At 73.1% G+C, this 11,629-nt stretch carries 15 protein-coding genes and 1 pseudogene; 12 read left to right on the forward strand and 4 right to left on the reverse strand.

Features of this window, described 5'->3' with window-relative positions; genetic code table 11:
* A pseudogene (locus HLB15_RS23710) lies at positions 1–443 on the forward strand (DNA polymerase III subunit gamma and tau); the annotation flags it as partial.
* A complete protein-coding gene (locus tag HLB15_RS06585) occupies positions 440–856 on the forward strand; it encodes an NUDIX hydrolase (RefSeq protein WP_171104511.1) in 417 nt (138 codons plus the stop codon). The pseudogene HLB15_RS23710 and the gene HLB15_RS06585, both read left to right, overlap by 4 nt.
* A gap of 18 nt (positions 857–874) precedes the next feature.
* Here HLB15_RS06585 and HLB15_RS06590 read toward each other — a convergent pair whose 3' ends face one another.
* Complete coding sequence (locus tag HLB15_RS06590; RefSeq protein ID WP_171104512.1) at positions 875–1,048, reverse strand: hypothetical protein; 174 nt, start codon at positions 1,046–1,048, stop codon at positions 875–877.
* A gap of 75 nt (positions 1,049–1,123) precedes the next feature.
* Here HLB15_RS06590 and HLB15_RS06595 point away from each other — a divergent pair, with 75 nt between their 5' ends.
* From HLB15_RS06595 to HLB15_RS24045, 4 genes are all read left to right on the forward strand, one after another.
* Positions 1,124–1,621, forward strand: coding sequence for a MarR family winged helix-turn-helix transcriptional regulator (locus HLB15_RS06595; RefSeq protein WP_212759573.1), 498 nt, complete (start codon positions 1,124–1,126; stop codon positions 1,619–1,621).
* Complete coding sequence (locus HLB15_RS06600) at positions 1,618–2,010, forward strand: VOC family protein (RefSeq protein WP_373291070.1); 393 nt, start codon at positions 1,618–1,620, stop codon at positions 2,008–2,010. The genes HLB15_RS06595 and HLB15_RS06600 overlap by 4 nt, the downstream gene beginning before the upstream one ends.
* A 98-nt stretch (positions 2,011–2,108) precedes the next feature.
* Positions 2,109–2,774: a serine hydrolase domain-containing protein gene (locus HLB15_RS24040; RefSeq protein ID WP_229785133.1), complete on the forward strand. Its 666-nt coding sequence runs from the start codon at positions 2,109–2,111 to the stop codon at positions 2,772–2,774.
* Positions 2,771–3,565, forward strand: a complete 795-nt coding sequence (locus tag HLB15_RS24045) for a serine hydrolase (protein WP_229785132.1) — start codon at positions 2,771–2,773, stop codon at positions 3,563–3,565. Before HLB15_RS24040 ends, HLB15_RS24045 begins: the two co-directional genes overlap by 4 nt.
* A 7-nt stretch (positions 3,566–3,572) precedes the next feature.
* Here HLB15_RS24045 and HLB15_RS06610 read toward each other — a convergent pair whose 3' ends face one another.
* Entirely contained in the window at positions 3,573–4,046 is a 474-nt protein-coding gene (locus HLB15_RS06610) for a nitroreductase family deazaflavin-dependent oxidoreductase (RefSeq protein ID WP_171104513.1), read from the reverse strand.
* Positions 4,047–4,115: 69 nt separating this feature from the next.
* Between HLB15_RS06610 and HLB15_RS06615 the strand changes: the two genes are divergently transcribed.
* On the forward strand, positions 4,116–5,036 hold the full coding sequence (locus tag HLB15_RS06615) for an ABC transporter ATP-binding protein (RefSeq protein WP_171104514.1): 921 nt from the start codon (positions 4,116–4,118) through the stop codon (positions 5,034–5,036).
* Positions 5,033–6,160 (forward strand): ABC transporter permease, encoded by a 1,128-nt coding sequence (locus HLB15_RS06620; protein ID WP_171104515.1) that lies wholly within the window; start codon positions 5,033–5,035, stop codon positions 6,158–6,160. Before HLB15_RS06615 ends, HLB15_RS06620 begins: the two co-directional genes overlap by 4 nt.
* Positions 6,161–6,162: 2 nt before the next feature.
* Here the strand turns inward: HLB15_RS06620 and HLB15_RS06625 are convergent, their stop codons facing one another.
* A complete protein-coding gene (locus HLB15_RS06625) occupies positions 6,163–6,732 on the reverse strand; it encodes a DUF5063 domain-containing protein (protein WP_171104516.1) in 570 nt (189 codons plus the stop codon).
* A 41-nt stretch (positions 6,733–6,773) separates the two neighbouring features.
* Positions 6,774–7,379 (reverse strand): recombination mediator RecR, encoded by a 606-nt coding sequence (gene recR / locus HLB15_RS06630; protein WP_171104517.1) that lies wholly within the window; start codon positions 7,377–7,379, stop codon positions 6,774–6,776.
* 57 nt (positions 7,380–7,436) lie between these two features.
* Between recR and HLB15_RS06635 the strand changes: the two genes are divergently transcribed.
* The 4 genes from HLB15_RS06635 (at position 7,437) to HLB15_RS06650 (ending at position 11,519) form a co-directional block, all read left to right on the forward strand.
* Positions 7,437–8,204 carry a YqjF family protein gene (locus tag HLB15_RS06635; protein ID WP_229785130.1) on the forward strand — a complete coding sequence of 256 codons (768 nt, stop codon included), beginning with the start codon at positions 7,437–7,439 and terminating at the stop codon, positions 8,202–8,204.
* A 34-nt stretch (positions 8,205–8,238) separates the two neighbouring features.
* Positions 8,239–9,012 (forward strand): TSUP family transporter, encoded by a 774-nt coding sequence (locus tag HLB15_RS06640; protein ID WP_171104518.1) that lies wholly within the window; start codon positions 8,239–8,241, stop codon positions 9,010–9,012.
* A gap of 127 nt (positions 9,013–9,139) precedes the next feature.
* Entirely contained in the window at positions 9,140–10,411 is a 1,272-nt protein-coding gene (locus HLB15_RS06645; protein WP_171104519.1) for an aspartate kinase, read from the forward strand.
* 1 nt (position 10,412) lies between these two features.
* Positions 10,413–11,519 carry an aspartate-semialdehyde dehydrogenase gene (locus tag HLB15_RS06650; RefSeq protein WP_171104520.1) on the forward strand — a complete coding sequence of 369 codons (1,107 nt, stop codon included), beginning with the start codon at positions 10,413–10,415 and terminating at the stop codon, positions 11,517–11,519.
* Positions 11,520–11,629 lie beyond the last annotated feature (110 nt).

Raw genomic sequence — 11,629 nt, forward strand, 5'->3', positions numbered from 1 at the left:
TCGCGGCGTGGACCGACGAGCAGGTCGCCGCGTCCGCGCAGCGCCCCGGCCCGGCCGCGAGCTCGGTCGACGAGGCCTGGCTCGCCGGTGCGAGCGTGTCGGAGCCGCCCGCGGACTACGACATGCCCGAACCCGAGCCGGTGTACGAGGACCAGGCCCCTGTTGCGGCGCGGCCGCCCGTCTCGGGCGCGGTCAGTGCGCGCGAGGCACTGCGCCAGGCGAACGAGCGGCGGGCACGGGCGGCGAACGCCGGCCCGGCCGCCACCCGGCCGGGCCCGTCCGGCTCACCGGCCACCGGCTCACCGGCCACCGACGATCCGGACTTCTACGACGAGCCGTCCGACGACGACCCCGACATCACCTCGACCGGGCTGGTCGGCGTGCCGCTCGTGGTGCAGGTCCTGGGCGGAACGGTGATCGACGAGATCGTGGAGCAGTCGTGACCGCTGCCGACCAGGTCACGACCCTACGGATCGTCGCGGCCGTCGTGGAGCGGGAGGACGGGCGGCACCTGCTGGTACGCAAGCGGGGCACCGCGGCGTTCATGCAGGTGGGCGGAAAGATCGAGCCGGGGGAGGAGCCTCTGGCCGCGCTGTTGCGCGAGGTCGAGGAGGAGGTCGGGCTGCGGCTCGGCCCGTCGGACGTCGAGGAGCTCGGCCGGTTCGGGGCGCCGGCCGCGAACGAACCCGGGCACGTCGTCGACGCGCACGCCTACCGTGTTCGCCTGTCGGCGGGCACCGAGATCGCCGTGCGCGCTGAGCTCGAGGAGCTGGTGTGGATCGACCCCGCCGACCCCGTGGCGCCGTACCCCATCGCGCCGCTGTCCCGCGACCTGCTCGTCGCCGCGGGTCACTGATCTGTCAGGCGCGCCTTGTCACTCGGCCCGCTCCGCCCGGTTCCGGGCCACGAGTGCTGCGCGCTCGCGTTCCATCCGCCGGCGGGGGTCCATGTCGTCGGACTGCTCGGCAGGGCCGACCACATGCAGCAGCAGCCAGGTCAGGCGCCATCGGATGCGGTAGCCCAGGGTGAGCCCGTCGTGGTCGCGCACTAGTGCCTCCAGTTACTTGGTCTACAAACAGTTTGCACGCCAATTGATACTCTGGTCAACGTCGAGAGGAGCACCATGACCGCCACGTCCGCGTCACCGGCCGTCCCGCACGAGGCCCCGCAGGGCGGCCCTCCGGCGGAGGACCGGCAGGACCCGCTCGCCCTCGACCGCCAGGTGTGCTTCGCGCTCGCGGTCGCCTCCCGCAGCGTCATCGCGCTGTACCGGCCGCTGCTCGAGCCGATGGGCATCACGCACCCGCAGTACCTGGTCATGCTCGCGCTGTGGGAGGAGTCGCCACTGTCCGTCAAGCAGCTCAGCGGGCTGCTGCAGCTCGATCCCGGGACGCTGTCGCCGCTGCTCAAGCGCCTCGAGGCCGTCGGGTACGTCACGCGACGGCGCGACCCGCGCGACGAGCGGTCGCTCGCCGTCGGGCTGACGCCGGAGGGCGAGGCCCTGCGCGAGCAGGCGCTCCAGGTGCCGCCCGCGATCATGGAACGCCTGGGCATGTCGGCCGAGGAGCTCGGCCTGCTCCACCGCAGCCTGACCCGCGTGATCGCGGCGGCGGCGCCGTGACGCGGGGACGCCTCCACCACGTCGAGCTCTGGGTGCCGTCCCTGGCGCGCGCGGAGCGGTCCTGGGGCTGGCTCCTGGCGTCCCTCGGCTACGCCGAGCACCAGCGCTGGGCCGCCGGGGTGAGCTGGATCCTCGACGGCACCTACGTCGTGGTCGAGCAGAGCCCCGCGCTCGCGGCCGACACCCACGACCGCACGGCGCCCGGGCTCAACCACCTCGCGTTCCACGCCGGCTCCCGCGACGACGTCGACCGGCTCGTCGAGCAGGCCGCCGACCACAAGTGGGCGCTGCTCTTCGCGGACCGTCACCCGTACGCGGGCGGCGCGGACCACTACGCGGCGTACCTCGAGGACGAGGACGGCTACGAGGTCGAGCTGGTCGCCGGCTGACCGGTCGTGTCGGCGGCTCCTGGCAGACTCCGGCCCGAGCGCTGAGCGACGGCCCCGGCCCCGCGTCGACCCGCGCCGCGCACGTGGGCGAGAATGGCGTGCCGACCGAGCGAAAGGACGTGCTCAGCATGTCGCGGATCCTGCCCCGCTCCACCCCCGCCGCCGAGGGGGTCGACCCCGCGGCGCTGCGGCGTCTCGTCGACGGCCTGGACGGCCTCGAGGACGTGCACAGCGTCATGGTCGTGCGCCACGGGCGCGTGATCACCGAGGGCTGGTGGCACCCCCACACCGCGGACCGGCCGCACGTGATGTTCTCCGTGAGCAAGAGCTTCACGTCCACGGCCGTGGGCCTCGCGATCCACGAGGGTCTCCTCACGCTGGACGACAAGGTCGTCGACCTGCTGCCGGACGCCGTCCCCGACGCCCCCGGCGAGCACCTGCGCGCCATGCGTGTGCGCGACCTGCTCACCATGACCTCGGGCCACGGCGCCTCCACCATGGAGGGCATCGACCGCACGATCTCCCTGCCCGGTGCGGGGTGGGCGCGGTCGATCCTGGCGCAGCCGGTCGAGCACGAGCCGGGCACGCACTTCGTGTACAACACGGGCGCGACCTACCTGCTGTCCGCGATCCTGCACCGCCTCACCGGGCAGCGCCTGCTCGACTACCTCACCCCGCGCGTGTTCGCGCCGCTCGGTATCACGCACGCGACCTGGGAGCAGGACCCGGAGGGCATAGACACGGGCGGCTCGGCCTCTCGGTGACGACGGAGGAGATGGCGGCGTTCGGCCAGCTCTACCTGCAGGGGGGTGTCTGGGCGGGCGAGCAGCTCGTGCCGGCGGAGTGGGTCGCCGCGGCGACCTCCCGCCAGGTCGACAGCGGCCCCCACGACTGGCCCGAGTGGCAGCAGGGATACGGCTTCCAGTTCTGGCGGTCGCGGCACGGTGCGTACCGGGCGGACGGCGCGTTCGGCCAGTACATCGTCGTCTGGCCGGAGAAGGACCTGGTCGTCGCCATCACCTCCGGGCTGGCGAACCTGCAGTCCGTGCACGACGTGCTGTGGGGCGCGCTGCTGCCCGACGACGTCTGGGACACCCCGGTGTCGCAGCACGCCCCCCAGGAGGCCGGCCCGCTCGAGCTCGAGCTCGCCACGCCGTCCGGCAAGGCCACCAGCCCCTCGGCGCCCGACGGCGTGGTGCTCGACCTGACGGCGAACGACCTCGGCGTGCGCAGCCTCACGCTCGGTCGGTCGGACGACGGCGGCACCGAGCTGGTGCTCACGGGCGCCGACTCCGAGCACCGCGTGCGGTTCGGGCACGGGGAGTGGACGCAGGGCGTCCTGGCGCTCGGCGACGAGCCGTCGGACGTCGCAGCGGCCGCCGCGTGGACGGACGAGTCGACGTGGCGCGGGCGGGTGCTCTTCCTCGGCACGCCGTTCGAGTGGCGCGTCGTGCTGCGGTTCGGCGGCGAGGCCGTCAGGGTCGCCGTCGACCGCAACGTCGCCTTCGGCGAGCGCCGCCTGCTGCACACGACCGGCACGGTGCGCCCCGCCTGAGCCGGGATCACGCCGGGCGGAACGCCACCAGCGGCAGAGTCTGCGCGAGCCGGCGCCGGTCGGCGTCGGTGCCGCGGTACCCGCCGTCGAGGAGCAGCGTGAGCGCGCGGCGCAGGAGGGGCCGCAGCGGGCCGTACCGACGCTCGTAGGCGGCCAGCACCTCGACGGCCTCGTCCGTGTCGAGGAAGCGGACCGCTGCCGATCGGGGGGCGCGGCCGAAGCTGACCGACGCGCGCCCGTTCGCCCGCAGGTTGCGCAGCCACTGGGCCTTCTCCCCCAGGCCGGAGATCACGACCGCCTCCCCGGTGGCGCGGTCGTACCGCAGCACCTCGAGCACCACGGTGTGCGGGTCGCCGCTCGTGCGGCCCACGTGCGTGAGCTGGAGGAAGCGGCGGCCGAGCACGCCGCCCAGACCGTGGCGGTACAGCGCGTTCGGCGCGGCGAAGAGGGTCCGTAACCAGGGTGGGAGGGTCGTGACCATGGACCTACGGTAGTAGAGTCGTCCCCGGGTCTGACGGCCCGTGTCGGTGCCCCGCGCTAGTGTCCCGTCATGACACCAGAAGGCGGTATCCGCGCGCAGGACGTGCGGCGTTCCTTCGGGCCGGTCCGTGCCGTGGCGGACGTCGACCTGGTCGCCGTGCCAGGCCGCGTCACCGCGCTCATCGGTCCCAACGGGTCCGGCAAGACGACCCTCCTGCTCATGCTCGCCGGCCTCCTGACGCCCGACGCCGGAACGATCAGCGTCGCGGGTGCCGACCCGGTGACCGAGAGCTACGCGGCGCGCTCGCGCACCGGCTGGATGCCCGACGTGTTCGGCACGTGGGACTCCCTCACGGCCCGCGAGGTCCTCACGACGGTCGGGGCGGCCTACCGGCTCGACGCGGCGGCGGCGACGGCGCGGGCCGCCGAGCTGCTCGAGCTCGTCCACCTCTCCGACCTCGCGGACCAGCCGGCGCACGTGCTGTCCCGCGGGCAGAAGCAGCGTCTCGGCATGGCTCGCGCGCTGGTGCACGACCCCGAGGTGCTGCTCCTCGACGAGCCGGCCTCGGGGCTGGACCCGCGCTCGCGCGTCGACCTGCGCGTGCTCGTGCGGCAGCTCGCCGCGCAGGGCAAGACCGTCCTGGTCTCGTCGCACGTGCTCACCGAGCTCGACGAGATGGCCGACGACGCGGTGTTCCTCTCCGGCGGGCGCACGGTGGCGACCCGGTCGGTCGCCGACGGCGACCTGCCGCGCGAGTGGCGCCTCACCGCCCTCGACCCGGCGGCGCTCCGGCGGTGGCTGGAGGAGTCCGGTCAGGCGTACCGCAGCGAGGACGACGGCCCTGCCGCGATCGTGGAGCTGGCCGACGACGCCGCGGCCGCGGCGCTGCTGCGGTCGGCGGTGGGCGCGGGTGTCGACGTGTCGAGCCTCGCGCCGGCCGGCGGCGTGCTGGAGCAGGCCTACCTGGCCCTGGAGGAGGAGCGGCGATGAGCGTCGACGTGCAGACAACGGCCCCCCGACCCACCGCGCCGGGCCGCGGCACCTGGTCCCTGACCTGGCACGGCCTCCGTACGGTCACCGTGCTCGAGCTGCGCCAGCGGGTGCGCTCGACCCGGTGGAAGACGGCGCTCGTCGTCTGGTTCCTCGTGGTCGGACTCATCACGCTCCTGACCACGGGGGCCTTCAGCATCCTGGCGGACGACCCGTACAACGACGAGCCGTTCGGCGGCATCGTCTACAGCATCGTGGTCGGCTTCGTGCTGTTCCTCGGCCTGCTGGTGGCGCCGACGCTCTCGTCGGGCGCGATCAACGGCGACCGTAACGCGGGCACCCTCGCGACGCTCCAGGTCACGCTGCTCACGCCGGCGGAGATCGTGCTCGGCAAGCTGGCCGCCTCCTGGATCGCGGCCCTGGCCTTTCTCGTGGCCAGCATCCCGTTCCTGGCGTGGGCGCTGGCCGGCGGCGGCGTCTCCGGTCTCGCGCTGCTCACCACGGTGCTCATGCTCGCGGTCGTCCTCGGCGTCGTGTGCGCCATCGGCCTCGGCTTCTCGGCGCTGGTGGGCAAGACGTCCGGCTCCGCGGTGCTCACCTACCTCACCGTCGGTGGGATCACGGCCGTGCTCCCCATCGTCTTCGGCCTGCTGGCCCCGGTCACCACCACGATGGACGAGGTCCGGGTGTGGGACGTCGAGGCCGGGTACAGCTGGGCGGAGACCGAGGCGCCGGAGTGCGAGTGGCACACGCGGGAGATCGGCGTGTGGCACAGCGAGCGGACGTGGTGGCTGCTCGCGCCGAACCCGTTCGTCGTGGTCGCCGACGCGCAGCCGCTGACGGACGAGCCGGAGACGCTGCTCGACGACGGCAACATGCTCGCGGCGCTCCAGTACGGCGTGCGGTACGCCCGCACCGGGCCGGCCGCCGAGCAGGACTGGTGCAGCGACATGGTCGGTACGTCGGGGCAGTCGCCGGTCGAGGAGGTCGTCGTCACCGACCAGCTCGTGTGGCCGTGGGGGCTCGGCTTCGACCTGCTGCTGGGCGCGGCCGGCGTCGTCGTCGCCGTGAACCGCCTCCGGGTGCCGACGGAGCGGCTGTCGCGCGGGACCCGCGTCGCCTGACGTCAGGAGTGGAGGGCGTCGTACTCCGCCTCGGCGGCGACGTCGTCCTCCACGTCCAGGCGGACGTGCGCGAGCAGCGCCTGGAGCACGCGCAGGGCGGAGGCCGCACGCTCGCCCCACAGGGAGAAGTAGGAGAACTGCCACCACCACAGCGCCTCGAGCTCGTGGCCGCTGTCGAAGTGCTGCAGACCCTTGGCGAGCGCCTCGGCGACGCACGCGAGGTCCCCCGACAGGGACGCCGCGCCGACCTCGTCGCCGAGCACCGGGTCGACGACCTCCATGTAGTCGTCGAAGCCGTCGAACATCTTGGACAGCGCCTCACGCAGCGGGTCGAGGTCGGTGTCCGGGCCGGTGTCGGGCTCGTAGCGCTCCTTGGGCACCACGTCGACGATCGCGGCGAGGCGCGCGCCGGCCGCCAGGAGGTCGGACGAGGCGAGCACGAGCAGCGACAGCTCGGCACCGGGCATCCCGCCGGACGCGACCTGGGTCACCGTCGACAGGAACGTGCGTGCCTGCGCGGACACCTGGTCGGCGACCTCGCGGAGGTCCGATCCGGGCGTGATCTCGCTCATCGTGAACCCCACCTCATCTGTCGTGACATCCCTGCCGTGAACTACCTGTCGTTGCCGATGACGCGCCGGCCCTCGAACGCTCGACCGAGGGTGACCTCGTCGGCGTACTCCAAGTCTCCACCCACCGGCAGACCCGAGGCCAGCCGCGAGACTGTGATTCCCATGGGCCCCATGAGTCGGGAAAGATAGGTCGCCGTGGCCTCTCCCTCGACGTTCGGGTCGGTGGCGAGGATGACCTCCGTGACCGTCCCGTCGGCCAGCCGCGACAGCAGCTCGCTGATCCGCAGGTCGTCCGGGCCCACGTTCTCGATCGGGTTGATGGCGCCGCCGAGCACGTGGTACCGCCCCCGGAACTCGCGGGTGCGCTCGATCGCCACCACGTCCTTGGGCTCCTCGACGACGCAGATCACCTCGTCGCTGCGCCGCGGGTCGAGGCAGATGCGGCAGCGCTCCGACTCGGCCACGTTGCCGCACACCTCGCAGAACTGGACGCGCAGCTTCACCTCGGTGAGCGCGTCGACCAGCCGCTTGACCTCCTGGTGGTCGGCGGCCAGCAGGTGGAACGCGATGCGCTGCGCGCTCTTGGGCCCGACGCCGGGCAGCCGGCCGAGCTCGTCGATCAGGTCTTGGACCGCGCCTTCGTACACAAGGGGTCAGCCTACGGGGCACCACCGACACCGCGAGGCGGCTGGTACGTTCCCCGGGTGAGCGCACCCGAGCCGCGGACCGGCATGTTCCTCACCGCGCAGTGGCGCCGGCTCGTGATGCTCAACCACGAGATCGACCCCGCCGTCCTGGCACCGCTCGTCCCGCGCGGCGTCGAGCTCGACACCTGGGACGACGGCAGGCACCTCGTGAGCGTCGTCGGGTTCCAGTTCCTCGACACGCGCCTGCTCGGCGTCCCCGTGCCGTTCCACCGCGACTTCGACGAGGTCAACCTGCGCTTCTACGTGCGCAGGAAGGGGCCGGAGGGATGGCGCCGCGGCGTCGTCTTCGTCCAGGAGATCGTGCCCCGCCCGGCCCTGGCCGCCGTCGCCCGGCTCGCCTACGGCGAGCGCTACGTCGCGCGCCCCATGCGGCACCGCGTCGACCTGCGCGACGGCGACCTCGCGCCCGGCGGCCTCGTCGGCTACGCCTGGCACGACGCCGGGAGCTGGCACCGCGTGCACGCCACCACGACGGGCGACCCGGAGCCGCTCGTCGAGGGCTCGCACGAGCAGTTCGTCACCGAGCACTACTGGGGCTACGCGGCCCAGCGCGGCGGCGGCACGCTCGAGTACCGCGTGGAGCACCCGAGCTGGCGCGTCCGGCGGACACGCGAGGCCGGGCTCGAGTGCGACGTCGCGCACGTCTACGGACCGCAGTTCACCGAGGCGCTCGCCGCGGCGCCGGTCTCGGCCTTCGTGGCGGACGGCTCGCCGGTCGTCGTCCGCCGGCCCACCCGGCTCACCCGGCCGGATCTGGACGCGTAGTCCGGATCGCCCGCCGCCGCTGCACAATGCGGGGGTGCCCGAACTCGATCTGCTCACCGTCTGCCTCCTCCTGCTCGCCGGCCTGGCGGCGGGGTGGATCGACGCCGTGGTCGGCGGGGGAGGGCTGATCCAGCTCCCCGCGCTGCTGCTCGTGCCGGGCATCAGCCCCGTGCAGGCCCTGGCCACCAACAAGCTCGGCAGCATCATGGGCACCTCGACGAGCGCGATCACCTACTACCGGCGCGTGCAGCCCGACCTGCGCACGGCCGGGCCGATGGCGCTCGCGGCCCTGGTCGGGGCGTTCGGCGGCGCGATCGGCGCCTCCCACATCCCCGACGAGCTGTTCACACCGATCATCCTGGTCGTCCTCGTGGGTGTGCTCCTGTGGACGCTGCTCAAGCCGAACATCGGGCAGCACGACGACCTGCGCTGGGTCGGCAACGGCCACCGGCGCATCGCCGCCGTGATCGGCCTGCTCATCGGCGCCTACGACGGCCTGCTCGGGCCCGGCACCGGCACCTTCCTCGTGATCAGCCTCGTCAGCGCGCTCGGCTACTCGTTCCTGCCCGCCTCGGCCATCGCCAAGATCGTGAACTTCGCCACCAACCTCGGCGCGCTGATCTTCTTCGTGCCGGGCGGCCACGTCATCTGGACCCTCGGCCTCGGCCTCGGGGTCGCGAACCTGGTCGGCGCCTACATCGGGGCCCGCATGGCGGTCGCACGGGGCTCCCGGTTCGTCCGGATCGTCTTCGTCGTCGTGGTCGGTGCCCTCATCGCGCGGCTCGCCTGGGACGTCCTCGCCGGGTAGCGCGCCGCCGTCCCGCACCGTGAACGCCCCGCTGCCCGGGATGCCCACCGCAGTACCATCGATCCGCAAACCCAACCACCCGGCGGGCCGTTGAGACAGACGGAGGCCGGCAACGGAAGGCAGGCGCATGGCACTTGTCGTGCAGAAGTACGGCGGTTCGTCGGTCGGGGACGCGCGCAGCGTGAAGCGCGTCGCCAAGCGGATCGCCGAGGCGAAGCGAGCGGGCAACGACGTGGTCGTCGTGGTGAGCGCCATGGGCGACACGACCGACGAGCTCCTCGACCTCGCGCAGCAGATCACCCCCCTCCCACCGCAGCGTGAGCTGGACATCCTGCTCACCGCGGGCGAGCGCATCTCCATGTCGCTCCTGGCGATGGCCATCACCAACCTGGGCGTGAAGGCCAAGTCCTACACCGGCCAGCAGGCGGGCCTCATCACCGACGCGGTGCACGGCCGGGCCCGGATCGTCGACGTCGTGCCCCACCGCATCCGCGAGACCTTGAACAAGGGTCAGGTCGCGATCGTGGCGGGCTTCCAGGGCGTCACCCAGGCCACCAACGACGTCACCACCCTCGGGCGCGGCGGCTCCGACACCACCGCCGTGGCGCTCGCGGCCGGCCTCGGCGCCGACGTCTGCGAGATCTACACCGACGTCGACGGCGTGTTCACGGCCGACCCCCGCATCGTGCCCGCCGCGCGCAAGATCGAGCAGGTCTCCTACGAGGAGATGCTGGAGCTCGCGGCCTGCGGCGCCAAGGTGCTCGCGCTGCGCAGCGTCGAGTACGCGCGCCGGTACGGCGTGCCCGTGCACGTCCGCAGCTCGTTCAGCGCCCACGACGGGACCCGCGTGGTCGCGGCAGAGAAGAAGGAGAACGCCATGGAAGCCCCGATCATCTCCGGCGTCGCGCACGACCGGTCCGAGTCCAAAATCACCGTGATCGGCGTCCCGGACGTGCCGGGCATGGCGGCGCGCATCTTCGAGGTCGTGGCGGGTGCGGGTGCGAACATCGACATGATCGTGCAGAACGTGTCGGCCGCGGCGACGGGCCTCACCGACATCTCGTTCACGCTGCCCGACGGCGACGGCCCGGCGACCATGGCCGCCCTCACCGCGGTGCAGGGTGAGCTGGGCTTCGACTCGCTCCAGTTCGACGACCAGATCGGCAAGCTGTCGCTCGTCGGCGCGGGCATGAAGTCGCACCCCGGCGTCTCGGCGCGGCTGTTCGGTGCGCTGCGCGACGCCGGCATCAACATCGAGATGATCTCCACCTCCGAGATCCGCATCTCCGTGGTCACCCGCGCCGACTCGCTCGACGACGCGGTGCGGGCCGTGCACACGGCGTTCGAGCTCGACGGCGTGGACGGCGAGGCGGTCGTCTACGCGGGGACGGGGCGCTGACATGGCTGAGATCGCAGAGCACGGCGTGCACGTCGCCGTCGTCGGTGCCACGGGTCAGGTGGGCGGCGTGATGCGCCGGCTGCTCGAGGAGCGGGAGTTCCCCGTGGCCTCGGTCCGCTTCTTCGCCTCGGCCCGGTCCGCGGGCACGACGCTGCCGTTCGCGGGGGTCGACGTGCCCGTCGAGGACGTCGCGGCCACCGCGACCGAGGACCTCGCCGACATCGACATCGCGCTGTTCTCGGCCGGTGGCGGGACGTCGCGCGAGCACGCGCCGCGGTTCGCCGAGGCGGGCGCCGTCGTCGTCGACAACTCGTCGGCCTGGCGGCGCGACCCCGAGGTGCCGCTCGTCGTCTCCGAGGTGAACCCGGAGGCGATCGGCGAGGCCGTCAAGGGCATCGTCGCCAACCCGAACTGCACGACCATGGCCGCGATGCCGGTGCTCGCGCCGCTGGCCGAGGCGGCCGGCCTCGAGCGCCTGCGCGTGGCGACCTACCAGGCCGTGTCCGGGTCCGGGCTGGCGGGTGTGGCGGAGCTGGCGGGGCAGGCGCGCGCGGCGGTCGGACAGGAGATCGAGGGTCTCGTGCACGACGGCGCGGCCGTCGACCTGCCGGACCCCGCCGTGTACGCGGCACCGATCGCGTTCAACGTGCTGCCGCTGGCGGGCAACCTCGTCGACGACGGCTCGGGCGAGACCGACGAGGAGCAGAAGCTGCGGCACGAGTCCCGCAAGATCCTCGGGCTGCCGGACCTCGCCGTCGCGGGCACGTGCGTGCGCGTGCCGGTGTTCACGGGCCACTCGCTGTCCGTGCACGCCGAGTTCGCCCGGCCGATCACGCCGGACGAGGCCCGCAAGCTCCTGGCCGACGCGCCGGGCGTGCGCCTGGTCGACGTGCCGACGCCGCTCGCCGCCGCGGGGGCCGACCCGTCCCTGGTGGGCCGCATCCGCGCCGACCAGTCGGTCCCGGACGGCCGCGGCCTCGCGCTGTTCGTCAGCGCCGACAACCTGCGCAAGGGGGCGGCGCTCAACGCGATCCAGATCGCCGAGCTGATCGCCGCCGACCTGGCGGAGCTGCAGGTGCTCGACGCCGCGGAGGCGGCGGACACGTGACCTGCTGACCCGCGGGCCGGGTGGAGCCGGGGCAGAGCGCACGCTCTGTCCCGGCTTTTCTCTTGCGCGGACACGTGGATCTGTGGTTCATTACTCAAGTAATGAACCAA

It is taken from the genome of Promicromonospora citrea, assembly GCF_013004695.1.
GTDB classification, from domain to species: Bacteria; Actinomycetota; Actinomycetes; order Actinomycetales; family Cellulomonadaceae; genus Promicromonospora; species Promicromonospora citrea.

What these genes read in the sequence shown, in the direction of transcription:
- HLB15_RS06595 (WP_212759573.1), top strand. Translation starts at nt 1,124, where the DNA reads ATGACCGCCACGTCCGCGTCACCGGCCGTCCCGCACGAGGCCCCGCAG.
- HLB15_RS06610 (WP_171104513.1), bottom strand. Translation starts at nt 4,046, where the DNA reads ATGGTCACGACCCTCCCACCCTGGTTACGGACCCTCTTCGCCGCGCCG.
- HLB15_RS06625 (WP_171104516.1), bottom strand. Translation starts at nt 6,732, where the DNA reads ATGAGCGAGATCACGCCCGGATCGGACCTCCGCGAGGTCGCCGACCAG.
- HLB15_RS06620 (WP_171104515.1), top strand. Translation starts at nt 5,033, where the DNA reads ATGAGCGTCGACGTGCAGACAACGGCCCCCCGACCCACCGCGCCGGGC.
- HLB15_RS06615 (WP_171104514.1), top strand. Translation starts at nt 4,116, where the DNA reads ATGACACCAGAAGGCGGTATCCGCGCGCAGGACGTGCGGCGTTCCTTC.
- HLB15_RS06650 (WP_171104520.1), top strand. Translation starts at nt 10,413, where the DNA reads ATGGCTGAGATCGCAGAGCACGGCGTGCACGTCGCCGTCGTCGGTGCC.
- HLB15_RS06645 (WP_171104519.1), top strand. Translation starts at nt 9,140, where the DNA reads ATGGCACTTGTCGTGCAGAAGTACGGCGGTTCGTCGGTCGGGGACGCG.